Source organism: Dyadobacter koreensis (assembly GCF_900108855.1).
Taxonomy (GTDB): Bacteria; Bacteroidota; Bacteroidia; order Cytophagales; family Spirosomataceae; genus Dyadobacter; species Dyadobacter koreensis.
Map to the genome: position 1 here is coordinate 308,064 of NZ_FNXY01000002.1, position 25,429 is coordinate 333,492.

Below are 25,429 nucleotides of genomic sequence, written 5' to 3' on the forward strand. Positions count from 1 at the left end.
GACACAAATCAGGAAATAAATAACGTTATCAGTAAACCAGTGTTCGTAATTTAGTGTTTAAATTAACACTGAACCAATAACCCCAATTTCTTAAAAATTCAGAACAGCGATGTTTTGAATTGAATTTATATTGAATCATATGTCTCACATCATTAAGACAACGCTCTGGGAAATAATCAGCCAGAATATTTCGGATACAGAATCCGGCTGGCTGACGGAGAAAGGAAGTGCATCTCCCATTGAGCTAATGACTGCGTTTGTAGCCTCGCCGCGGTTTTTGACCAAAAAAATTGTCAATGTTGATCAGGAACAGGAAACGGCGCTGAGGGATGCTATTCCTGGTTTTACGGTTACGGGGTGGAGCTTGGTTCGCACAGCACGTGTCTGGCTTTTAACCCGACTTGAAGATTCTGATAAAGACGTATTTATCAAAAATATAGAAACGCTTTTTGATACCGCGGAAATGAACGAGCTGGTTGCGCTTTATTCTGCGCTGCCTGTTTTGGCGTTTCCTGAACAATGGCTGTTCCGCGCTACGGATGCGGTCCGTTCCAATATGGGTTTTGTATTTGATGCGATTGCTTTGCATAATCCGTATCCCGCAAAATATTTCAGTGAACTGGCCTGGAACCAACTTGTGCTGAAAACTATTTTCAATGACAAACCTGTACATTTTATAACGGGATTGGAAGAAAGAGAAAATAAAAATCTGGCTCTGATACTTTCAGATTTTGCTCATGAACGCTGGGCGGCTGGCCGTTCGGTTGCTCCGAATGTATGGCGTCTGGTAAGTAAATTCATGGACGAAACACTTTTATCTGACATGAAATATTTATTTGCCTCCCGTCAGCTGGAAAATCAGGAGGCTGCGGCACTCGCTTGTTATGAATCAGAATATGCGCCTGCGAAATCGTTATTGTGGGAATATCCTGAATTTGAAAAATCAATTAATGAAGGGGCTTTGACCTGGTCCAATCTTGAATTTACTGACCTGAATACCTATGTGCCAACATTGCAAAGATAGCAGCGCGCCGAATCCATCACATTTCGAGGAAGGCGATGGACTGGCAAATTCTCCTGCCCATGTGGAAATGGCATGGAGCGAATATAATGAACTGATCCAGGGAATGCGTTTTTTTGATCCGCATATCCATATGGTTTCCCGCACTACAGACGATTATCAGGCAATGCGCAAAGCAGGAATTGTTGCGCTGATCGAGCCTTCCTTCTGGGTTGGGCAGCCGCGTACGGGACTTTCCAGTTTTAAAGATTATTACAGTAGTCTGGTAGGGTGGGAGCGTTTTCGTTCTTCTCAGTTTGGTATAAAACATTATTGTACCATGGGATTGAATTCCCGTGAAGCAAATAATGAACCTTTGGCAGAACAGGTTATGGAAATTCTGCCTTTATATATTTACAAAGAGGGCGTTGTGGGCATCGGAGAAATTGGTTTTGACGATCAGACAGCGGCCGAGGAAAAATATTACCGTTTGCAGCTGGAACTGGCAAAAGAAGCTAAACTCCCGGTACAAATCCACACGCCGCACCGCGACAAGAAACGTGGAACCGAAAGAAGTATGGCAATTGCGCTGGAACATGGACTGGATCCTTCTTGGGTAATTATTGACCACAATAATGAAGAAACGGTGAAAAATGTTCTGGATCAGGGTTTTTATGCTGCTTTTACCATTTATCCCTTTACAAAAATGGGTAACGAAAGAATGGTGAAAGTTGTTGAGCAATATGGTCCTGAGCGTATTATGGTGAATTCTGCTGCCGACTGGGGTATTTCCGATCCGCTCGCACTTCCTAAAACCGCGGCGCTGATGAAAATGAGAGGTATTTCTGATGAAGCAATTCGTCTGGTAACGTATCAAAATGCGATTGATGCATTTGGAAAAAGTGGCCAGATCGACGTTTCTGATTTCGAAAGCGGACTTTCGGTTGAAAAGACGGAAAAATTTCATGGTAACTCAATTTTACGCGGAGGTCAGCAACCTGACGTTTCCAAAGATTCCCTGGTAATCCAATAAAAGTGGCTGAATTAAAACCTTATTTGCAATTAACACGACCAGCCAACCTGGTAACTGCCGTAGCCGACATTCTGGCTGGGATGGCGATAGCACAATTTACTTTTTCAAGTTTTAATCCGGCTTTCCTTGTTATTTCAACACTCGGTCTGTATGGCGGCGGCGTTGTGATGAATGACGTTTTCGATGCAAAACTTGATGCCATAGAAAGACCGGAACGCCCGATTCCAAGCGGCAGGGTTCCTTTGCCAGCTGCGACGATGCTCGGTATGACACTGCTGTTTGGCGGGGTTTTGGCTGCTGCTTTGTTCAGCTTTCAAAGTGGGATGATTGCGGTTGTCATCGCAGCCTTAACTGTTTTATATAACCGTTTCGCAAAACATCATGTCTTTTTTGGTCCGCTAACCATGGGAATGTGCCGTGGTGGCAACCTGCTTTTAGGAATGAGCGTTTTACCTGAATCGTTTCAACAATGGAGTTTCGTGGCATTGTTACCCATTGCATACATCGCTGCAATCACCTTAATCAGTCAGGATGAAGTGCATGGCGGCAAAAGAAGAACGTTATATATTGCCGTCTTTTTATATCTTGTTGTGCTATTGGCACAGTTATATATAGCTCAGACACAGGGGAATATTCTTTTTGCACTTCCCTTCGTTCTTTTGCATGCATGGCTTATCGGCCGGCCATTATACAACGCGATACAAAATCCTGTCGGACCGTTAATTGGCAAGGCAGTGAAAGCAGGAGTACTTTCATTGATTGTGATGAATGCCTCCTGGTGTATGGCTTTTGGACTTTGGCCCATCGCGCTGGCAGTTCTGGCGTTGTTGCCATTATCAATACTTTTAGCCCGCGTTTTCGCGGTAACTTAGAAAAATAAAATGTAGGGAAAAGAAAGTTAAATAAGTCATCCCAACATTCGGTCATCCATTATTGTTTTTTAAAATGCAAACCATAAAACAAAGCTTCAAAATAGAATATAATTATTCTATTTTTTTTACCAATAACCTTTTTGAGACTGCAAATAGTCAGTTAAGTGATTTCTTGAATTCTTATGCTGAGCAGGGATTTCAGCGCAAAGTTCTGGTTGTGATCGATGGCGGATTTCTTTCGCATCATCCGGATTTGCAGGATACTATCAAAAATTATTTCGCTGACCAGGTAAAACATATCCAGCTTGCCAAAGATATTATCGTGGTTCCTGGTGGTGAAGCTTCTAAAAATGATCCGGATTTATTTGAGAAACTGGCGCAGGCAGTTGACATATATGGCATCGACCGCCACTCGTTCATCGTTGGTATTGGCGGTGGCGCCGTACTGGATTTGGTAGGATATGCAGCGGCGGTTTCGCACAGAGGAATTAAATTGATCCGCATTCCGACGACCGTTTTATCTCAAAATGATTCTGGCGTTGGTGTTAAAAATGGTATCAATTTTCATGGTAAGAAAAACTTCCTTGGAACTTTTGCACCTCCCGTTGCCGTATTCAACGACCTGACTTATCTGAAAACTTTGGACGATCGTGACTGGCGTGCAGGGATTTCCGAAGCTATAAAAGTGGCTTTAATAAAAGATAAATCATTTTTTGAATGGATTGAAGAAAATACTCTTGCTTTGGCTCAACGTGATGAAGCAAAAATGTCTTATCTAATCCACCGTTGCGCTGAAATGCATACCGAACATATCGGAAGCGGCGATCCATTTGAATTTGGTTCTTCACGTCCGCTGGATTTTGGTCACTGGGCGGCACATAAATTGGAATATCTGACAGATTTTGAAGTGCGTCATGGCGAAGCTGTGGCAATTGGTATCGCACTGGATTGTGTTTATGCAAATAAAATCGGAATGCTTTCGGACGCTGATCTTGATCGTATTTACAACGTTTTAGTAAAGTTGGGTTTCGATCTTTACCATACCAAACTTGCTGAAAACGATAAGGTTAATTTGCGTAATGGTCTGCATGAATTTCGTGAACATTTAGGCGGGCGGCTTACGATTATGCTTTTGGAGAAAATAGGAAAAGGAGTGGAGGTACATGAAATGGATGCGGATATTATCGCTGAATCTGTGGATGTTCTGGAAAAATATATCTCTGAAAAAAGGGTCTTGACAGCAGGATAATTCGTCTGCCGAAAACTTCTTATCATGTTCCGAAACAAAATTTCCTAACCTGTCAATATGATTACTCCATACGGTCAATTAACCTATTGCAGCAATATTCATCCCGGCGAACAATGGGATGATCATTTTAAAGCGTTGCAAGAAAATATTCCCTACATCCGGCAGCAACTTGCTCCCGGCGAACCATTTGCCCTGGGGTTGAGAATTGCAAACGAAGCATCCATTGAGCTGAGTAAACCGGAACGTTTGTCAGATTTTAAAAACTGGCTATTGGAACATAACGTCTATGTGACCGTTATCAACGGATTTCCCTATGGCGGATTTCATGCGACACGGGTGAAAGATGACGTACATACGCCGGATTGGACAACTTCTGACCGGGTAGAATATACCAAACGCCTTTTTACCATTCTTTCTCAAATAATTCCTGACAATACCGAAGGCGGTGTATCTACGCCTCCTTTGTCATATCGTTTGTGGTGGAAAACGGAAGAAGAAAAAAGAAATACCATCGAGATCGCGACAAAAAATATCATGTCGGTTGTGGATCACCTGATCTCGATTGAGAAAGATTCTGGTAAAGTTCTGCATCTTCACATCGAACCCGAACCCGATGGGATTTTAGATAATACCGTTGATTTTGTAAACTGGTATAAGAATGATCTTTTGCCAACCGGAATATTTTATTTAGAAGAAAAATACGGTTTTACGGAGCAGGAAAGCAAGGAAACGATTTTACATTATATCCGTCTTTGTTACGATATCTGCCATGCAGCAGTAGCGTTTGAAGAGCCTGAAGATATTCTTGCGCGGCTCGGTGAGGTTGGAATTAAAGTAGGCCGGATTCAAGTAAGTTCAGCGCTAAAAGTTGATTTTTCCACCGATCAGCAAAGGAAATTTGAAGCGATAAAAGCATTTGACGAGCCTGTTTATTTACATCAGGTTGTAGCGCAAACGGCGAAAAATGGGAAAAAATATTATCCTGACCTTCCGGAAGCGCTGGCGGATTATAAGGAAGGGGAACAAAAAGAATGGCGTGTCCATTTTCATGTTCCGTTGTTCATAGAATCTTATGGCTTGCTGGATTCAACGCAAAATGCAATTATCAAAACATTGAACATCCACAAAAAATCACCTTTTGCTCCCTGCCTGGAAGTTGAAACATACACATGGGGAGTTCTTCCGGAAGACATGCAGAAACCGATTGGAGAATCAATTGTCCGGGAAATTGAGTGGGTGAAAGGTATTCTTGCAGGCTGATTATTAGATATTGACGGAAGTGTCTTAGATAATTTGTGAATGATTTTATCTAATCCCACCTTCGTTTGCGTCTTCAAAAGCGAAGACTGAGTTCCTGGAAGGGATCTTGTCAATGTATAATTTTCAACTCCTTCGGCAGTTTCCTGCTTATATAAATAGATTACAGCCGGTAATTCATGGCTCCTTCGGAGCCGCCTGTTATTGACTGGCATAACGAGTATTCGTTAATGAATTAACTTCAAAGTTAAGATCAAAATGAAAAAAACTGTTGTTATTGATATTGTAGGGTTGAGTGCTAATCTTATCGGAGAGCATACTCCGTTCCTGAAGAAATATATTGAAAAACGTCATCTAACTTCCATACAACCAGTTCTGCCTGCGGTAACTACTACTTCACAGAGTACTTATATCACCGGAAAGTGGCCGGTTGATCACGGCATTGTTGGAAATGGCTGGTATGATAAGGACGATTCCGAAATAAAATTCTGGAAACAATCTAACAAGCTGGTTCAAGCAGATAAAATCTGGGATGCAGCCAAAAAAGCAGATCCTTCATTTACGTGTTCGAAAATGTTCTGGTGGTATAATATGTATTCAACCGCAGATTTTTCAGTAACACCTCGTCCGCAATATCACGCAGATGGTGTAAAAGCACCGGATTGTTATGCTTATCCACCGGAATTGAGGGATGAATTGCAACAAAAATTTGGTCAGTTCCCGCTATTTAGCTTCTGGGGGCCAAATGCCAACATCAAATCTACGCGTTGGATCGCCGATGCGTCTATGTACGTAGATGAAAAACACGATCCCACATTAACACTTATATATCTGCCTCACCTGGATTACTGTCTTCAAAAGTTTGGACCTGAATTTTCAAAAATCAGTAAAGAACTTGGAGAAATTGATAAGGTTGTTGAAGACCTCATTAATTTTTACGAAGCAAAAAACGCGAAAATTATATTGCTTTCTGAATATGGTATCAATCCTGTCAGTAACCATATTGATATCAACCGGATTTTGCGGAAAGAAGGCTTGCTTTCGGTAAGAACGGAACGTTGGTATGAGTTACTTGATGCCGGCGCATCCAAAGCTTTTGCGGCATCGGATCATCAGATTTCACACGTTTATTTAAATGACCCAACTGTAAAGGAACAGGTTATCAAAGTTTTAAAAACAGTGCCTGGAATTGATTTGATTTTAGATAAAGAGCAGCAAAAAGAATACCATTTGAATCATGATCGGTCAGGCGATCTTGTTCTTGTTGCAAAACCAGACAGCTGGTTTACCTATTATTACTGGCTCGACGACGCAAAAGCGCCTGACTTCGCCCATCTTGTTGAGATCTTTAAAAAGCCGGGCTACGATCCGGTTGAAATGTTTATGGATCCGAAAAACCCGTTTATAAAATTACGTGCGGGATATAAACTCGGAAGAAAATTATTAGGGTTCAGATACCTGATGGATGTGATCCCGCTGGATGCATCGCTGATAAAAGGCTCTCACGGAAGTGTAAATGTGCCAAAGGAATATTTCCCAATCCTGGTTACTGACGAAGCATTAAACAAAGAAATTCAAGCCGTTGATGTTTACGACGTAATCTGGCAGCATCTGATTTAATAGCTCGCACCGATTTGCAATCGGTGCGGTTATGGTTTAGCGTTTGCAACGCGACTAAAATAACGCATTGCAAACGCTAACCTGAATTCATTTAACTCTCCCACCTTCTTCCTGCCATCGTTTGTGTCCTGACAAACGAATCATAATTCTTTATGGCAAAATATACGTCCAAGTTTGCAAGGATACAGCCTGGCATACCATTTAAATCTTTGCATGGACAGAACGAAGGCGCAGATGTAGAATTTGTATAGGCTTCACTCTCATAGGTTTACTTCTAGCCCGGTTGGTACAGTATTTTACACCTCCCGAAGGAAACAAATCAAAAACCGCAACGTTCAATAGTAAAAAGCCAGCGATATGAAAAAAATACACATACCATTTCTATTTTCTGTGATCCTGATGGGTTTAATCTCTGCTTGCTCATCTTCTGATGACGACACTGACGACCTTGACAACGGAACAGAACAAACGATAAGTGCTGTTGAAGCTTTTCCATCATTAACTTTCACCTCTCCTGTTGATATCAAGCAATCTCCCGACGCCTCAAACCGCTTTTTTGTTGTAGAGCAGCAAGGGCTGATAAAAGTTTTTGAAAATGCTGCCGGCACTTCTGCAAGCTCCAATTTCCTGGATATAAGAAGCAAAGTAACGTCCAGCGGAGAAACAGGATTGTTAGGTTTAGCTTTTCATCCTGATTTTGCGACCAATGGATTTTTCTACGTCAATTATACAAGAGCTAATCCTTTGCAAACCGTCATAGCTCGATATAAGGCGACAACACCATCGGCAAATACTGTGGACATTTCGAGTGAAACTATTTTGCTGACATATAATCAGCCATTTTCAAACCACAACGGAGGTTCTTTGGAATTTGGAAAAGATGGTCATTTGTACATTGCCTCGGGCGATGGCGGGAGCAGCGGAGATCCGCAAAATAATGCCCAAAACAAGAAATCTTATTTGGGGAAAATTCTTAGGATTGATGTTAATTCAACTTCAAAGGGTAATTATGGTATTCCGGCAGACAATCCTTTTACTGGGAATACTGACGGGTCGCTTGAAGAAATTTATGCCTACGGATTAAGAAATCCCTGGAAAATAAGCTTCGATACTGGTTCGGACCGGTTCTTTGCCGCGGATGTTGGACAGAATGTAAAAGAGGAAATTAACCTCATTACCAAAGGCGGTAACTACGGTTGGAAAATAAAAGAAGGTAAGGATTGTTATAATCCTTCATCCAATTGCGACGCGACCGGACTTATCGAGCCTGTTATTGATTATGGGCGTTCAGATGGCGATGTGTCAATTACTGGTGGCTATGTTTACAGAGGTGAAACAATTAAAGGTCTTGTCGGAAAATATATTTACGGAGATTTTGTAAGTGGTCGGATCTGGGCGCTGGAAGTGGATGGAAACCAGGTGAAAAGCAACGCGCTGTTGATGAAGTTCGGAGGAGCAATTTCGACGTTTGGACAGGATTCAAAAGGCGAGGTTTATTTCGCCAATTACCGCGCCGGAAAGATTATGAAGCTGGCTGTTGAATAGGATGGGCTGCGAGTTGGAAGAAAATCTTACTTTTGGCATTATTTTCCTTAATAGAATGTCAGACGTTAACTTCTGATCCATTGTATTTAACGACAGCATGAGTTTTTTAAATAATACAAAAATAGCAGTAATTGGCGGAGGCAGCTGGGCGACTGCACTTATCAAGATCTTATGTGAGCAGCAGCATATCCAGATCCGCTGGTGGCTGCGAAATGGTAACGATATTGAACATATCAGGAAGTTTCATCACAATCCGAGTTATCTCAGCGACGTTTATCTTTCTCCGAAAAAAGTCAAGGTTTTTGAAAAAACAAAAGAGGCTGTAAAAGGTGCTGATTTCGTGATTTTGGCCGTTCCGGCAGCTTTCGTTCAGGAATCTTTACAGGATCTGAATGAGTCGCACCTGAGAGGAAAAAGGGTCGTTTCTGCAATCAAAGGAATGATACCGGAAGAAAATATTCTGGTCACGGATTGGATTTCTGAAAAATATAAAGTGCCGCTGAACGATATAGCCGTGATTGCCGGTCCGTGTCACGCCGAGGAGGTCGCTCTTGAAAAACAATCTTATTTGACAATCTCTTCAACCGATGCCGGTTGTGCGGAAGATTTCTCAAAATTAATGACTTGCCGTTTTGTCACTGCACATCCGCTTGCAGATTTATATGGCGTGGAATATGCAGCAGTTATGAAAAATATAATTGCCCTTGCGTGCGGAATTACCCACGGTTTGGGTAATGGGGACAATTTTCAGGCCGTGATGGTTTCCAATGCCATGCAGGAAATTCGTCACTTTGTGACAGCATTGGATCCACGGGAGCGTCAGCTGAGTACTTCGGCTTACCTTGGAGATCTTCTGGTTACCGCTTATTCGCAATTCAGCCGAAATCGATTATTTGGGAATATGATCGGGCGCGGGTATAGTGTAAAAGCTGCACAGCTCGAAATGAAAATGATTGCGGAAGGGTATTACGCAACAAAAAGTATTTTCGAATTGAATAAGAAACTTCATGTTGAATTACCGATAACAACCGCGGTTTACCGTATTTTGTATCAGGAGGAATCTCCCTCGTTGGTTATTGAAGAATTGAAAAAAGTTTTGAAATAATAGCCTGTTTATCTTTTTCGGCGTATTTGTTACAACCAGAATTTTTCTTTCAACCGTTTCTGATATGAATCCTTATAACCGCTTGTTTGTTGCAACCTTTTTCATTTTGTCATTTTTGATGGCGTGTAAATCCAAACAATCAGAGTCTTCTGAAAAAAAGGATTCAACAGATTCGGCAATCAATAAGGATTTTGTTTTTGGAGACAAACGGGCCTTTGCACAATGCCATGCCTCTACTTTGATTCGTCTGAAAGATGGACAGTTTTTAGTTGCATGGTTCGGCGGTACGGAGGAAAAGAATCCGGATGTTGGAATCTGGCTTTCGAAAGGCCGACCCGGAAATTGGAGCACGCCAAAAGAGGTTGCAAAAATCAGAGAAGATGCACATTGGAACCCTGTATTGCAGTTAGCAGATGACGGGACAATTTACCTTTATTTCAAAGTGGGAAAGGAGATTCCTTATTGGGAAACATGGGTTAAAAAATCAGTTGATAATGGGAAAAGCTGGTCAGAGGTCTATGAGCTTGTGAAAGGCGACAAAGGAGGAAGAGGCCCGGTAAAGAATAAATTGATTGTACTTTCAGACGGAACATGGCTTGCAGGAGCATCCAATGAGATCAAACGCTGGGAAGTATTTGTAGATAGGAGCGAGGATAAAGGCAAAACCTGGAAAGCATCTTCCTACTTCAAAATTGACACAAACGAAATAAAAGGCAAAGGAGCAATTCAACCGACTTTGTGGGAAACTTCACCGGGAAAAGTACATATGCTGGTGAGAACAACCAGCGGAATTATCGGCAGAAGCGATTCCGAAGATTATGGTAAAACCTGGACTCCGATTTACGATACCAAACTTCCTAATCCGAACAGCGGAATAGATCTTACCAAATTTCCCGACGGGACCCTGGCGCTGGCGTACAATCCGGATGCAAAAAACTGGGGTTCGCGCTCACCGTTGTCCATTGGACTATCCTTCGACAACGGTAAAACCTGGAAAGATAAAATTGATATCGAAACCGGGAAAAAAACCGACGAGTTTTCTTACCCGGCAATTATTAGCTGGGGCGATTCAGTTGCGGTGACCTATACGTGGAACCGTAATAAAATTGCTTTTTGGCTTGGTACGAAGGATATGATAAAGAGCTTGTCCAAACGAAACTGATAAAATAATTTCGGTTATTTTTTTGTGTTTTTATATGAAGTAATGTTTATATCAGGCTTTCGGGATATGCTCGGCTAATCCCTCATAAACAGCAAATAAACATTTTCTGCTTTAATCGTCTGCACAACCGTTATGTTGTTCAGCTGTTCGCCGTACATACTTCCCGCAAGTAATAAATCTATGTTTATCGTAATAATCTAAATAATATTTGTATCTGGCTGATACTTAATTGTCTGTTTTATCAGATATTATCGGTGTTTTATACAATATTATCTTTAATGCAATACATTTTGGCAACGTTCCCGATAACGATTGCATTAAAATAGTCGGACTGATTGCATTTTCCAGATTATTTATTGGCTAATATACATTACCGATTCGCATTTGACGATGGATGCAAGAATAGGATTGTATTAGAAATGTTCAATTAAATAGTTGGAACTATGACCGGATATTCCACTGCCCGAGCCAATCTTGGCACCAAAAATTTCGTTTTTAAGGATGTTTATTTTCAGGAACACGAAACTTCATTTCAAATGCAGTTCGATCCCGAAGATAAGATGCCGAAGTATAAGCAAATCGTGCAGTCGATCAGGACGGATATTGACAGAGGAATTCTTAAGAAAGGAACACAACTGCCTTCTATCAGCGAATTAAGCGTGGATTATTTACTGGCACGAGATACGGTGGAAAAGGCGTACCGCGAATTACGAAATCTGGGCTATATTACATCGGTTCAGGGAAAAGGCTATTATGTCCAATCTGGTGGAGATAAAAAAGATAAAATACTTTTGATTTTCAATAAGTTAAGTTCTTATAAAAAGATTATTTATTATTCATTCCTTAAAGCATTGGGAGATCAGGCTGTCGTGGATCTGGAAATCCATCATTACAGCGCCAAACGTTTTAAAGAAATTATCGAAAAAAATCTTGGTAAGTACAATCATTACGTTATCATGCCTCATTTCAATCCTACGGAAGAAGAGGACTATATGAGCACGATCAAAAGTATTCCATCATCACAATTAGTATTATTGGATAGGGATATTCCGGAATTACTGCAGCCGACTTTGAGTATTCATCAAAGCTTCGACAAGGATATTTTTGGCTCGCTTGAAAGTGCGAATGATCTGCTTGATAACTATAAAAGGCTGGTTCTGGTTTTTCCTTTTGATGGAAATTATCCGCGTGAAATCGTCAGAGGGTTCAAAAACTACTGTATAAATTATAACAAACAATTCGATGTGAAGGAAAGTATCAACGATGAGATTATTCGCCCGGGAACAGCCTATGTCGTGGTTGAAGAAAATGATCTTGCAGAGCTGGTAAAAAAAACACGTCAGTCTGCGTATACAATGGGGCGGGAAGTAGGGGTGATTTCCTTTAACGAAACCACATTAAAAGAGCTTTTGGGGATAACTGTTATCACAACTGATTTTGAAACCATGGGGCGCTCTGCTGCTTCTCTGATTTTAAACAAACAGCAAATCAAAGTTAAAAATCCATTTTACATGATTCGCCGGGGATCTTTGTAATCCTCCGGCGATTCGTTTTTATCTCATTTTATAGATTTCGCTCCCGGCAAGAAGAAAACAACCCAAGCCATAATCCTCGAAATCCGGTTTACTGGTATATGTGACAGGCTGCCCGTCTTTGGGCTCTTTTCCGGTTCCCTGTACAAATCCTAAAAAACCATTTTCATGGAGACATTCTGTCTTCATAGCGTTCCAAGCTTTGAAAATGGAAGTATTGTATGCTTTATTTTTCAACAGGCCGGTATTAATTGCCCACGCCATTCCATAAATAAACAGCGCTGTTCCGGTCAGTTCCTTTCCTCCAAAATCGGTTTCATCGGTCAGGCTGACATTCCAGTATCCATCGGCGCGTTGCAAAGGGAGCAGCGCGGATAACATATCCAAAAGCATTTTTTCATATTCCGTACGGTGTGGTGCCCTTTTGGGCATAATCTCCAAAATTCTTACTAAAGCAGCTACAACCCATCCATTTCCACGCGACCAATAACAGTTTTTGCCGGCCGGTGTTTTATATGGCGGAACAAAATCTTTGTCGCGCCACCACAATTTTTCCTCTGAATTATATAAACCGTTGCCACCTTCCTTCGTTTTCGAGTGCGTGTAGAGCTGATACATTTTCTCAAAATATCGGTCATCCCTATAAATTACCCCAAGTTGAGCAAACACAGGCATCGCCATTTGTAAGGCGTCAATCCACGTCCAGTCATTGACCTTCTCGGATTCCACCATCAGATCAATTGATGCTTTGATATCTTTGATACGCTCTTCTTTTTTATCGATCAGATATAAATCAATGTACGTTTGACCGCAACATTGATCGTCCGCGTTTCTGGTCTGGATTCCATTCCGCAAGCCCCATTTATGATTTTCGCTCCAGGAAACGGCGTAATCATAATAACTTTTCTGCGGATCAATTTTGTGAAGTGCCATAAGTCCCTCGTAATAAACCCCGCGCGTCCAAATATTGCTTGGCCGCTCGCGATTTGTGATAATGGATTTTCCGGTATCCGGCCATTTTTTGACGAAATAGTCGTTTGCAAGACGAAGGTCTTTGAGCAGTTCTTTTTTATCCGGTTTAACAGAATTTAAATAATTTTCAGAAGCCCAAACTTTCGACAATGCGCTTCCTGCCAATATGATTCCTAAAACTTCCCGTCTTTGCATGGTTATTATTTAAAAAGTGAGGAGGGTTTATTAAAGAAGATAATTTTTCAGATCTGATTTTTTAAGAAGGCGAATGCCATCCGTTACTGACTTTGCATTAACTTCCGCGCCGGCTTTGGTCGTATGTGTATGATCTTTTTGTATGAAAAACTCGTTTTTTACTCGTTCCTGACCAATCGCATCATAATTTCGTGCGACGATTTTATATAAATCAATAAAACCCGCCCCGTTGGAAAGTGCAACCTGCTCGGCCCATACGTTATAGCCTGTCTCGGGAATTTCTATTTTACCCCCTTTGAAAATATTACGAGGCACGGGTGAACAAACAATGGGAATAGCTCCTTTTGCCTTTGCCTCGTTGATGTATTTACGCATATACCAGCCATATGTATGGACAATTTCATGTTTTTTAGTGATCAGATTATCAATCTCCTCAGTCTCCGTTCCCACACCTTTTATAGTGCCTCTGGCGCGCAGCGTATCGTTAATTGCACCACCATCATTGTGACCGAATTGCATGATCACATAATCGCCTTTTTTCAACTTGGCCAAAACCTTTTCCCAGCGTCCCTCGGTTAAAAAAGTCCTGCTGCTCCGGCCTCCGATCGCATGGTTTTCAATACTTATTTTTGTTGTGTCAAAAAATTGGGGCAAAACCGTTCCCCAGCCCCAAAGACTATCTGCACCTTTACCTGACCCGTTTTTGACAGTCGAATCACCGATAAGGTATAACGTAGGTTTCGTGGCAGGCTTTACGGCTGCCAATGAGGCAACCAAGGCAGCAATGATTAAAAACTTGACTTTTATCATGAGTTAAAGAGATAAGATGCGGCTTAAACTTAGGAAATTTTATTTCTTGTTAATGATTTCAATCTTGGTTTTAACAGGTGTTTTCATGCCTTCTCCCAGGTAAAATCCAGGATGTGGCGGCTGATTATATGCAGAATTCTGCCATGCAACGGCAAGCCGGTATTGCGGATCATGCATCAGTGTTGTCATTCGGTTTGTCGCAGGAATTGTCGTTGTGAAAATCCTTAACTCAATATTATCAACCGTTCGTAAGATAACTTCTTCCCGCCAGTCCCCGAGAATATCAGCACTCAATGCCGGCGTTGATTTAGTACCATTATTTGAAACACATCCTTCGACAGTGAAAATATTTGTTGTCGTACCGGTGTTGTAATCCCACTTGTCGATATGGTTTCCATCCAGAAGTTCACGTGTCAGATCGGCATCCCACCAAACGGCGAAATTAGTTGATGAAGGTTTTGTCTTAGAGATTTCCTCTCCCTTGCTGTTGTATAGACCGCCAACTGAACCCCAGTATTCGTAGCCTTTATATCTAGGGTCAATGTCGGAGGCCATGCAGCGTCCAATATCTTTATTCTGGCCATCAACGCCGAAGAGCGTTTTTCCCGTCGTTGCGTCTCTTAATTCAAGACCGAATTTCCCATATTTTTTTGGCTCCTCATAACTTTGCCAAATTTCCAGACCCGGACGATCCGGATCTGTATCGGACATATGCTGAGCATCGCCGTGGCCCAGGCCGCTGGCATATAATCCTTTTCCATTGTCATCGACAACACTCGCCCCGTTGATGATTTCATCTTTTCCATCACCATCAACGTCGCCAATGCTCAAGTTGTGATTTCCCTGCCCCGCATATGCTTTGTTATGCTCCTCGTCACTATCAAATATCCAGCGTCGCGTCAACTTTCCGTCGCGGAAATCCCACGCCACCCGAACAAGACGGGTGTAGTATCCGCGTCCTATAATTAGGCTTGGTTTTACTCCGTCCAGATAAGCCACTGCAGAAACATACCGATCAATCCTGTTGCCATAATTATCGCCCCATATTTCCTTCATTTCATCCATCGAAGGATCGTCACCTTTTACCGGATGACGCTGTGGGTAAAAAGATTCAGTCGCCAATGCCTTGCCGCTGGCTCCTTCGAAAACGGTCAGAAATTCAGGTCCTGAGAGAATATACCCTTGATTATTTCTGAAATCTGCGTTTCCATCACCGATCGTTTTTCCTGCTCCGTCAATTGTTCCATCCGCCGTTTTACAAGCTATTTCTGCTTTTCCGTTACCATCAAGATCATAAACCATAAACTGAGTGTAATGTGCTCCTGCCCGGATATTTTTTCCAAGATCAATACGCCATAAATGCTTTCCACTTAATTTATAGGCATCGATGAAGACGTTTCCGGTATATCCCCGCTGCGAATTATCTTTGGCATTACTTGGCTCCCATTTTAAAATAATCTCATATTCCCCATCACCATCCAGATCGCCTACGCTTGCATCGTTTGCATTATAGGTGTATTCTTTGCCATCAGGTGTTTCTCCGCCTGCAGGAATTTTAAGCGGTATACTCAGATAATTTTTCTTTGCGACCGACACATATTCGCTTGTTTTCTGCTCTTTCCCGTTCGTGACAGATTTTACAGTATAACCTTCTCCCGTAGGATTTTTATCAATAAAGCCAGTGGCATTGGCAATTGGTTTGGTATTAAGTTTTGACTTACCACGGTATAGATTAAATCCGGTACCAGGCTGATCATTGCCTAGCAAACGCCAGCCAATATAAACATGATTGGAATCCGTTTTTATAGCAACAAGTCCCCTGTTCAGATTTTCCATTTGCCGTTGGGCAAAGCAATCATTAGAAAGTGTCAGAAAAAGAAACGAAACGCATAGCAGTGTTCTGATCATAATTTATATAATATTCCTCGTTGGAATGTAAAATTACTGTGATCAGCTGCCTGGCCTTCCTGTTGTCACCTGTATTGTCACTTCATTTTATAGATCACCATTTCATACTCCGAGGTGTTTAAAGGATTTCTTGTGGCAAGGAAGAACTTTTTAGGCCCGGCAACTATTTGGCCGGCATACTTACTTCTTATTTCTTCAAAACCCGTTGGCGGTAAAATGATATAATCAATTTTATATTCGCTTTTTAACTTATGATCAAGCTCCTCTGCTTCTTGGTGAGTTGCCATTGAGGTGAAATAAAGATATTCCCAGGGGAAATAGGTCCGTGGTAGATAAGCCCTTGACCGGCTTGCAATGCAAATCCGGGCATTTGAAGGTAAAGTGTTGTTAATCCACGCACTTTCCGCGTAACCATTCGATGAGCTAAGCAATACTTTTTCCCGGAGAGAGTTTGACAGCATTGATGGCATTAAAATATATAGACCTGCGATAAGAAAAGGGACTAAAATAAACAGTTGAAGTCTGGCCGCCAGGATAAAAAATTTATAATATCTATTAAGATTAAAAGTAGTTATAAACAGTGGAGCTGACCATAGAACAGGCTCAAGAAGAAAACGGGACGAAGCTTGTCCGCCGATCAGGATCAAAATTATTAATGATGTGATACTGATTACCTCCCATTTGAACCGGAGCCAAAGCACTGGAAGTAACCCGATCAGCAGCGCTGAGACACCTATAACAGTTGATATTTTTCCAATGGAATTTACAAAAATGAGATTGGCTGGAAATGGTGATGAGGAATCGCTGTATTCTTTTATGTATTGATGTAAGTTGACAATAACCGGGTCTGGTATCGTTTTTAAATTTTCCAGTAAAGGGGATAGCGGATCTCCCAGATAAAGCCATTTGAAGAGAATTTGGGGGCCTAGTATTATCATTCCCAGAAAAATCAACTTGACCAGGAACTGAAAAGAAGTTGTTCCATCCGGTTTCTTTAAAATCAAAAACAATAGTAGCGCGGCAAAACTTAGCACGAAAGAATATTTTATGCCAGCTGCAAAAAGGAGGACGGAAAGAAATAGTGTTAATTGTTTTTTCGTGAAACGATCAGTCTGACTTAGATGAAAAAAACACAACGAGGTACACAGAACGCCCGTCAGCTGGTGTTTTTGATTTGGTACCAGAAAAAGGAGAACCGGAATTCCTAAAAAAATGGTAACCAGATCCAGTCTTTGTTCAAACTCAATGCTTTTGCTTAAAGCATATAAAACTAATCCCAGACCTATGACCTGGATAAAGGCGCCCAATTGCGGACAGCCATTTGCAACACCAATAAGATTCAGCATTTCGCCAAAGCCGGCCATGCGAAAATGGAGGTTGTCCGGATTGAAATACAGACTTTCGTTTTTTAGAATGTCGACTGGTAAGGCAAGGTGATAACTGAGTGAGTCGGCATCTGTTGGGACGGCCAGCGATAACAGCAGATAACACGTGAAAACAAGAATTAAAATGCCCTGAAAATAACCTTCTTTTGACCGTTTGAAAGTTATTGAAAACAGAGTCCAGAGAGAATTTGATTTCGAATTTTTATTTAGTAACAGTAAAGCTGCATAAATGATAATAGTCGTTGCGAGCCCTTTGAAGACAGCCGTTGTGGCGAGTGAAACCAGACAAATTATCCAGGTCAACCAGCTTAAAGCTAAAAGTCCTGCAAAGAAGTACATGGCCCTGAAAATCGGGGTATTATCTTTTATGATTCTCTTTCCAAAGTGATCTGAAATAACCGCAATACTTAACCCCAGCATAATCGTTAGCAGCGCAGAAAGCGGTGCCGGAATTAAGTAGGAGTTAAGTGTGTGCATTATCAAAATATTAATATCCCATCAAATCAAGATCAAAAGTTTCTGTCATTTCAACCCGTTTTCCCATCTTTTTCTGAATGATTTTCCAGTGATGTGCTTCCTCCGGTGTGATCAGTGAAATAGCTTCTCCTGTGGATTCCGCACGACCCGTCCGGCCTATGCGGTGGATATAATCTTTTGGCGAGCGTGGTAATTCAAAATTAATTACGTGCGGCAAAAACTGAATATCAATACCCCGCGACACCAGGTCTGTAGCAACCATAACCGTTAGTTTGCCGGATTTAAATTTATTCAAAACCTCAGTTCTGGCCCCCTGGCTTTTTTTACTATGCATTGCGGCAGCCTGAATACCGTTTTTAACCAATTTTACTACCAGATTGTCTGCTGTTCGCGTGGAAGAAACGAAAACCAAAACCTGCTTCATTTCACCTTCCTTGATAAGATAGCGAAGCAAAGGTCCTTTTCTTTCCGGATCGACAAAAAAACCGCTCTGGCTGATCAGATCGAGATTTTGCTCCTCTTCCGGAATCTCGATTGTAAGCGGATTTTTAAGAATGCTTTTATTTATCTTGTCAACTTCGTCACCAAGAGTTGCCGAGAATAATATGCTTTGGCGTTTTTTGGGAAGAAGGAAAAAGATATCCTTCATTTCGTCCGCAAAGCCAAGATTCAGCATTTTGTCGGCTTCATCCAAAACCAGAATTTCGGTCTCCGAAATGTTTAGCGCCTTATGAGATAACAGATCAATTAAACGTCCAGGCGTGGCGATTAAAATTTCAACTCCCTGCAAAGCAATCATTTGCGGATTGATTGACACACCGCCATAAACCGCCAGCGTTTTGACTTTCCTGGGAAGTTTCTCTCCAAAAGTTTGAAAAACCACACCGATCTGGACAGCAAGTTCGCGTGTTGGCACTAAAACAAGCGCGGTAATAAAACGGTTTTTCGGAGCACTTTTCGTCTGGAACATTTCCAGAATGGGCAGTACAAAACTGGCTGTTTTCCCCGAACCGGTTTTCGCGATTCCCAAAATATCTTTACCCTCCAAAATCGCCGGAATTGCTTCCTGCTGAATCGGATAGGGTTGAGTATAATTTTGTTCCGCTATGGTTTTTAATAAGGGTTCGGACAAGCCGAGTTTTTGGAAAGACATAAGATTCTGGACTGTTATGAAAAATAAGGGAGCTGCATGGTATTCGCTATCTCACTGCAAATATACCAATAAGCGGGCTATCATCTTTCAGTCAGACCAAAATCCATATGCTCCGGGAGTTTGGCCGATTAAAAAAATACTCAGGAATGGATGTAAACGAAGAATTATACTTATTTGACAGACCTTTATTCCCTTTACAAAATGGATATTAATCGACGAGAATTTTTAGGAAAAATAGGGCTAGGCGCCCTTCAGGTTGGATTGATCAGCCAAATGCCTTTATCATCCTGGGCATCGTCCGCAGCAAATACCGGATTACCAAGAAGTTTACCGGAAGCACAGGGCGTAAGTTCAAAAGGTATTCTGGATTTTGTAAATGCGGTTGAAACAAAGAATCTGAATTTACATAGTCTGATTGTCGTGCGTCACGGAAATATTGTTGCGGAAGGTTGGTGGGGTCCTTATGCTCCCGAACTGAAACATACGCTTTATTCACTGAGCAAGAGTTTTACATCAACGGCAATCGGGTTGGCGGTAGCTGAGGGGAAATTGAAAGTCGAGGATAGAGTAGTGTCATTCTTTCCAAAAGATCTACCGGCAACGATTAGTCCAAATCTGGCTGCGATGCGGGTAAAAGATTTACTGACGATGTCAACCGGGCATGACACGGACAGCACACCTTCGTTACGAAATTCTCAGGAAACGAATTGGGTAAAAAGTTTTTTAGCATTGCCCGTTGAACACGAACCCGGAACATTTTTTGTTTATAACAGTGGCGCAACCTATATGCTTTCGGCGATTATTCAAAAATTAACTGGAGAGAATTTGCTGACTTATCTAACGCCTCGGCTTTTCAAACCATTAAATATTGTCGGTGCAGACTGGGAAGTCGATCCAAACGGAATCAACACTGGCGGATGGGGTTTACGTTTGAAAACCGAAGATATAGCCAAATTCGGTCAGTTACTGATTCAGAAAGGTATGTGGAACGGGAAAAGGCTGGTTGCTGAGAACTGGATAAAAGATGCCACAAGTTCCCAGGTGCAATCCAAAGGCGGTTCCCGAAAAAAAGAAGAAAATGACTGGCTGCAAGGTTATGGATATCAATTCTGGCGCTGTCGTCATGACGCATTCAGGGGAGATGGTGCTTATGGACAATATTGTATAGTGCTTCCGAAAGAAGATCTGGTTATTGCGATAACCAGTGAAACCGCCGATATGCAGGGAATTCTGGATCAGGTTTGGGATCATATTTTGCCATCGCTCAAAACAAGTGTGATTGCAGCCGACAAGCCAGGACAGGCACAGTTAAAGCAAAAATTATCGACACTTGCACTACCTCTTATGAAGGGGAAAACAACATCCGAAGTGGCTGGCAAGGTGAGTGGAAAGATTTATGCGATCGGTGAAAATAAATTGTCAATCAGCAATATATCTCTTACTTTCAAGGATGGCGGATGTGATTTTAAGATTAGAGATGATAAAGGAGAGCACGTCGTAAGCTGTGGAATTAATAAATGGAAAGAAGGTATTACGGATATCAGTACTTTGCCATTGAAATTAACACAGACAATAATTCCTGGCGAAACAAAAACTAAAATCGCAGCAAGCGGCACCTGGACAGACGATAATACATTTGAAATGACCTGGCGTTTTATTGAAACGGCACATTATGAAATAGTTAAATGCCGGTTTGACAAGGGAGATATGGAAACAGAGTTTCTAAGAAGTCTGGCTATTCTGGGTAATACCAAAGACGCCCGGCCTGTTTTAAAAGGGAAATTGGTTAGCTAAAGTAATCTGGCATTATTATTTAAAGCAAAGAGCATCAGTCATCGTGGCTGGTGCTCTTTTTGAAGCTAATAGAACTGATTATTATGAAAAGAATAAACCTGATTATACTATGTGCGCTTGCAGGAACCACATTTTTCAGCTGTGGAAATAAAGAGGAAAAGCAAACCGCAGAAAGCGGGGCGGATACCGTACAAACCGAAGAACAAACGGCTGTGGACAGTGTGAATCTGCCGGCACCGTTCGCAACAAAATCGACGGAGAAAAGACCTGACGTTGAAGGCTGGAAAGATAACCAGATGCCAAAAGCTCCCGAAGGGTTTGTGGTAACAAAATATGCAGACAAGCTTGACAATCCCCGATGGACTTATGAAGCACCCAATGGTGATGTTTTTGTTGCTGAGTCTGCAACGAAAAAAAGTGCAGACCGAATTACAATTCTTCGTGACGTAAACAAAGATGGCATTCCTGAAATGCGGGAAATTTTTATTGAAAAATTGAAGCAGCCACTTGGAATGCTGGTATTAAAAAATTATTTTTATATAGCTAATACAGACGGGATTACGCGTTATCCCTACAAGGCGGGCGATACTAAAATTACTGGAAAAGGGGAGAAGATTTTAGAGCTTCCAGCCGGTGGATACAACAATCACTGGACAAGAAATTTACTTCCAAACGCAGATGGATCGAAGATTTACATTTCTGTTGGATCCGCGAGTAACGTGGCGGAACATGGAATGGATACTGAAAAGCGCCGTGCAAATATTTTGGAGATTAATCCTGACGGCACCGGTGAAAAAATATTTGCAAGCGGACTAAGAAATCCCGTCGGAATGGACTGGGCACCTGGCACAAATGTTTTATATACTGCTGTAAATGAAAGGGATGAATTAGGTGACGAACTTGTTCCTGATTATTTGACAAGTGTGAAAGAAGGAGGGTTTTACGGCTGGCCATATTCTTATTTCGGCCAACATCCGGATCCTCGCATGAAAGGTGAAGGTAAAGAGCTGGTTGCGAAAGCGATCGTTCCTGACGTTCCGCTAGGATCACACACAGCCTCTCTGGGATTGGCGTTTTATAATAAAAATAAATTTCCGGCAAAATATCACAATGGTGCTTTTGTTGGGCAACACGGATCCTGGAACCGTTCGAAAATATCCGGATATAAGGTAGTTTTTGTTCCTTTTAAAAATGGAAAGCCATCAGGAAAACCGGAAGATTTTTTAACTGGTTTTATTGAAAGTGAGGATAAAGTTTATGGCCGTCCGGTTGGCGTTACCGTGTTGAACGATGGTTCCATGTTGGTGAATGACGACGAAGGAAAAACGATATGGCGTGTTAGTGCCAAATGAGAATATTAGCTCTGAGAGATAAAATAGATGGCCTGATCCGAATGGATCAGGCTTTTTTCTTTACTGTTCGTTGGATGGCACGGTCTGATCAACCAAAGTCGACAAAATCTCTACAACGCCATTTTCGTCGTTACTTTTTGCTATAAATCTTGCCACACTTTTTATGTCTTCATGGGCGTTCGCCATAGCGTAGGAATAATATCCTTTCTGGAGCATTTCAAGGTCATTGAAATAATCACCGAAAACCATAGTTTCTGCGAAAGTTACCCCGAATTTTTCCTGTAAAACTTCCATCGCCTTTCCTTTATTCGCCTGCTTATGAGAAATATCCAGCCAGATTGGTCCGGAAACTTTAACCTGCAACGTATCCTGAAGATGCTTGTAATGCGGATAACTGTTCCCTTCGGAACCGGCGAGATCGCAAAGCGTAAATTTCAGAAACTGGTCATCTTCTACTTTCAGCAGATCGTCCACGATTTCATAACGCTCAAAATATAATTTCAGATGGTCGATAAATTCAGGCTCCGAACTTTCGACATACGCTTTTTTCTTCCCACAAATCACCGCATACGTTCCCCCAATACTTCTTGCCTTTACGATCAGATCCCGCACAATTTGCTGATCCATATCCTGAACATGAATTTCTTCATTCTGGTATACCACGTAACTTCCGTTTTCCGCAGCAAAAATCACTTCATCTTTTACTTCATCCAGCGTCTTCAAAAGATTGTAATACTGCCTCCCACTGGCTGCCACAAAAATGATCCCCTGATCCTTTAACTTTCTGAAAACAGGCAAAAAAGAATTGCTTAACTCATGCTTCGAATTAAGAAGCGTACCGTCCATGTCGGTTGCAACCAGTTTGATATCTGACATTTTAATCTGTTTACTAATCAATATTTATACAAAGAACGTTGAGTCCAATGAAAAAATCGCTGAAGGAGGAGAAAATTTGTGTTTATCAGACACTTAAAATTATTAAACCGTTTGACAACTCGATATATTCAAATCAGGACACCTGGAAATTAGGACCACGCTACTCGCTTTTTCGCCAGTCGTAGTTGACTATTCTTTGAGATGAAGAATTCTCCGTTTTATGTACAAATTTTGCCTGTCCAACAAATGTTTTTGCGGCATATTCAGTATATAAGGTAGATTCAAATCTTTCTTTTAAGAGAGAAAAATTATCTTCATTATCTAAAATATCCGGATCGACATTTATTATGATTGAAATGAATTTAAGATTTTCACCTTCAATTTTATCATAGATCCTTGTATCTGAAACAAGTTTTAAATTTTCCGAAAGTTTTTTATCCATAGAACTACTTTCCCTGTCATTAAATGATTCTTTAAGAAACGGAACTGCTTTTGTTTCGGAGGACATAAGTGCTATAAAAGGGATAGAGAACGCGAAAATTATCATAAACGAAAAAGCGAAGCTCAAACCAATTGTTTTAAAGTTCGGTTTGAATACAGATTTCGGATCATAGGAAATCACTTTTGTACCTGCAACTAAATCTCCAATTCTTCGGCCTGGGCTAAACAGGATCACAATTACTTCGATAGGCCATAGTATGCAAAATATATTTCTTACAAGACATTTCATCGGTCCCGCTGGTAAGTTGTCAGCGTTATTTACGATTTGCGTTTTCATAATTCTTTTAGCGGGGCTTCATCCGTCAAATGAATCTTTACACAGATACAACGCAAATCCAATTACGATAAAATAAAAAGTGTTGTGGTTGAAAAAGTTAAAATCAGGTTGTTCGTGATTTATTTCAAAAGAATTTGAAGAATTAAAAATAAGCCCGGTAGCGCTGAATGAAACTGCCACGATCGTCATTATAAAATGATCTAAAATCATAGAAACAAAACGCGAGCCTGCGTTAGGGATAGTGGAGTCTTGCATTCTAGACGAGAAAATAAAGAATTATATAAGATTAGGATTTACGAATGAAATTATAGGAATTATTGGTTACAAAATATCAGGCTTCGATTATATTAATCGAAGCCTGATGCGATATAAATTACATCACCACTTATCCAACCCCAACAATTTTCTCCCCAAATCCGACAATTCAGCCGTTTTATATTTCGTTTTCTCCCAATTTCTGGGATCGCCCGGGAAAGCGTAACCCTCCGGGGCCTGTCTTTCTTTCCATGAATTTATTCTCCATTGACGTAATTCCTCATCGTCTTCCTGTGCTGGCATCATAGCGATATATTGTGCCAGGCGTACCTTGTTTTCACTCCTGTTTGCCCTGATTCCATGTGGTTGCGAACTATTGAAGATCAGTAAGTCTCCGGCGTTCATTTTTACTTTTACCAGTTCAAAACCCGTCGTATCCGGTTGAAAATGATTGCGATCTTCGGGCTGGGTCAATTTCCAGGTATCATAGGTTCTGAATAATTCTGGTATGCACTGAAAACCACCCATATTTTCGTCATCCTGGTCTGCCAATGCCAAAACGCCCTGGACGTTCTGAGGTTTTGTCTCCGGATCATAATCCCAGTGAATAAAACCTTTGTAATCAAAACCGGGCCTTAATGGCAAATTCAGGTTCGCCCGATCGATCGTGACCCATAATTTTTCTGTTCCCCAGATGTCTGTAAATGCTTCATGGACTTTCGGGAACTGGCGATTATCCCACATGTATTGATGATTATAAACTTCCACCATTCCCGTATTCGTCAGTTCTTTCATTTTCATTTCAGCACGTGGCGGCGCATACCAGGTTTCAGGATCGTTCGGGTCTTTTTCTTCAAATTCCCAAAGGAAATCTGCAAGTTTTTTGACCTGATCTTTTGGAACGGCATCCTTAACAACGATATACCCATTTGTAATCCAGAATTGCCAGTCTTCTTCGCTTAACAGCCGAAGCGGCTTCCCGTTACTTCTGTCATTCAATTTAATGTTGCTCGACTTTGCAGTAGAAGGATTTCCAGGAATATCTTTATGAGCGTTGGAAGGCACCATCGTAGGAGCCATAGTTTGATGTTCCATTTGA

20 protein-coding genes are annotated in these 25,429 nt (G+C 41.4%); 12 read left to right on the forward strand and 8 right to left on the reverse strand.

Translation table 11 applies throughout. The annotated features are described in order from the left end of the window. Positions 1-139 precede the first annotated feature (139 nt). The 10 genes from BMY70_RS05840 (at position 140) to BMY70_RS05885 (ending at position 12,378) form a co-directional block, all read left to right on the forward strand. Positions 140-1,024 (forward strand): EboA domain-containing protein, encoded by an 885-nt coding sequence (locus tag BMY70_RS05840; RefSeq protein WP_090333262.1) that lies wholly within the window; start codon positions 140-142, stop codon positions 1,022-1,024. A 67-nt stretch (positions 1,025-1,091) separates the two neighbouring features. Next, positions 1,092-2,033 (forward strand): TatD family hydrolase, encoded by a 942-nt coding sequence (locus tag BMY70_RS05845; protein ID WP_374754697.1) that lies wholly within the window; start codon positions 1,092-1,094, stop codon positions 2,031-2,033. Positions 2,034-2,035: 2 nt separating this feature from the next. Continuing rightward, entirely contained in the window at positions 2,036-2,905 is an 870-nt protein-coding gene (gene eboC / locus BMY70_RS05850) for a UbiA-like protein EboC (RefSeq protein WP_177196968.1), read from the forward strand. Between the two features lie 73 nt (positions 2,906-2,978). Further along, a complete protein-coding gene (locus BMY70_RS05855) occupies positions 2,979-4,154 on the forward strand; it encodes a 3-dehydroquinate synthase (protein WP_090333267.1) in 1,176 nt (391 codons plus the stop codon). Between the two features lie 57 nt (positions 4,155-4,211). Continuing rightward, positions 4,212-5,414 (forward strand): metabolite traffic protein EboE, encoded by a 1,203-nt coding sequence (gene eboE, locus BMY70_RS05860; protein ID WP_090333270.1) that lies wholly within the window; start codon positions 4,212-4,214, stop codon positions 5,412-5,414. A gap of 255 nt (positions 5,415-5,669) precedes the next feature. Beyond that, on the forward strand, positions 5,670-7,031 hold the full coding sequence (locus BMY70_RS05865; protein ID WP_090333274.1) for an alkaline phosphatase family protein: 1,362 nt from the start codon (positions 5,670-5,672) through the stop codon (positions 7,029-7,031). Between the two features lie 357 nt (positions 7,032-7,388). Continuing rightward, on the forward strand, positions 7,389-8,576 hold the full coding sequence (locus BMY70_RS05870; protein WP_090333276.1) for a PQQ-dependent sugar dehydrogenase: 1,188 nt from the start codon (positions 7,389-7,391) through the stop codon (positions 8,574-8,576). A 97-nt stretch (positions 8,577-8,673) separates the two neighbouring features. Beyond that, complete coding sequence (locus tag BMY70_RS05875) at positions 8,674-9,681, forward strand: NAD(P)H-dependent glycerol-3-phosphate dehydrogenase (protein WP_090333278.1); 1,008 nt, start codon at positions 8,674-8,676, stop codon at positions 9,679-9,681. Between the two features lie 64 nt (positions 9,682-9,745). After that, positions 9,746-10,843 carry a sialidase family protein gene (locus tag BMY70_RS05880; protein ID WP_090333281.1) on the forward strand — a complete coding sequence of 366 codons (1,098 nt, stop codon included), beginning with the start codon at positions 9,746-9,748 and terminating at the stop codon, positions 10,841-10,843. Positions 10,844-11,286: 443 nt separating this feature from the next. Next, on the forward strand, positions 11,287-12,378 hold the full coding sequence (locus BMY70_RS05885) for a GntR family transcriptional regulator (protein WP_090333283.1): 1,092 nt from the start codon (positions 11,287-11,289) through the stop codon (positions 12,376-12,378). Between the two features lie 18 nt (positions 12,379-12,396). Here the strand turns inward: BMY70_RS05885 and BMY70_RS05890 are convergent, their stop codons facing one another. The 5 genes from BMY70_RS05890 to BMY70_RS05910 all read right to left on the reverse strand — a co-directional run bounded on the left by BMY70_RS05890 (position 12,397) and on the right by BMY70_RS05910 (position 19,275). After that, the gene (locus tag BMY70_RS05890; protein ID WP_090333286.1) at positions 12,397-13,542 is read right to left on the reverse strand and encodes a glycoside hydrolase family 88/105 protein; all 1,146 of its coding nucleotides are present in this window, start codon (positions 13,540-13,542) and stop codon (positions 12,397-12,399) included. Positions 13,543-13,572: 30 nt separating this feature from the next. Next, entirely contained in the window at positions 13,573-14,352 is a 780-nt protein-coding gene (locus BMY70_RS05895) for a rhamnogalacturonan acetylesterase (protein WP_090333288.1), read from the reverse strand. A 39-nt stretch (positions 14,353-14,391) separates the two neighbouring features. After that, complete coding sequence (locus BMY70_RS05900; RefSeq protein WP_090333293.1) at positions 14,392-16,260, reverse strand: rhamnogalacturonan lyase; 1,869 nt, start codon at positions 16,258-16,260, stop codon at positions 14,392-14,394. Between the two features lie 77 nt (positions 16,261-16,337). Beyond that, the gene (locus BMY70_RS05905) at positions 16,338-18,122 is read right to left on the reverse strand and encodes a DUF1420 family protein (RefSeq protein ID WP_090333295.1); all 1,785 of its coding nucleotides are present in this window, start codon (positions 18,120-18,122) and stop codon (positions 16,338-16,340) included. Positions 18,123-18,132: 10 nt separating this feature from the next. Next, positions 18,133-19,275 (reverse strand): DEAD/DEAH box helicase, encoded by a 1,143-nt coding sequence (locus BMY70_RS05910; RefSeq protein ID WP_090333297.1) that lies wholly within the window; start codon positions 19,273-19,275, stop codon positions 18,133-18,135. 201 nt (positions 19,276-19,476) lie between these two features. On the opposite strand from BMY70_RS05910, the gene BMY70_RS05915 reads away from it, so the two are divergent. Continuing rightward, the gene (locus tag BMY70_RS05915; RefSeq protein WP_090333299.1) at positions 19,477-21,069 is read left to right on the forward strand and encodes a serine hydrolase domain-containing protein; all 1,593 of its coding nucleotides are present in this window, start codon (positions 19,477-19,479) and stop codon (positions 21,067-21,069) included. A gap of 83 nt (positions 21,070-21,152) precedes the next feature. After that, complete coding sequence (locus tag BMY70_RS05920; protein ID WP_090333302.1) at positions 21,153-22,421, forward strand: PQQ-dependent sugar dehydrogenase; 1,269 nt, start codon at positions 21,153-21,155, stop codon at positions 22,419-22,421. A 60-nt stretch (positions 22,422-22,481) separates the two neighbouring features. Here the strand turns inward: BMY70_RS05920 and BMY70_RS05925 are convergent, their stop codons facing one another. From BMY70_RS05925 to BMY70_RS05940, 3 genes are all read right to left on the reverse strand, one after another. After that, complete coding sequence (locus tag BMY70_RS05925) at positions 22,482-23,297, reverse strand: HAD family hydrolase (RefSeq protein WP_177196969.1); 816 nt, start codon at positions 23,295-23,297, stop codon at positions 22,482-22,484. A 160-nt stretch (positions 23,298-23,457) separates the two neighbouring features. Beyond that, positions 23,458-24,075, reverse strand: a complete 618-nt coding sequence (locus BMY70_RS05930; RefSeq protein ID WP_090333305.1) for an RDD family protein — start codon at positions 24,073-24,075, stop codon at positions 23,458-23,460. A 378-nt stretch (positions 24,076-24,453) separates the two neighbouring features. Beyond that, the gene (locus tag BMY70_RS05940; protein ID WP_090333311.1) at positions 24,454-25,425 is read right to left on the reverse strand and encodes a phytanoyl-CoA dioxygenase family protein; all 972 of its coding nucleotides are present in this window, start codon (positions 25,423-25,425) and stop codon (positions 24,454-24,456) included. Between the last annotated feature and the right edge of the window lie 4 nt (positions 25,426-25,429).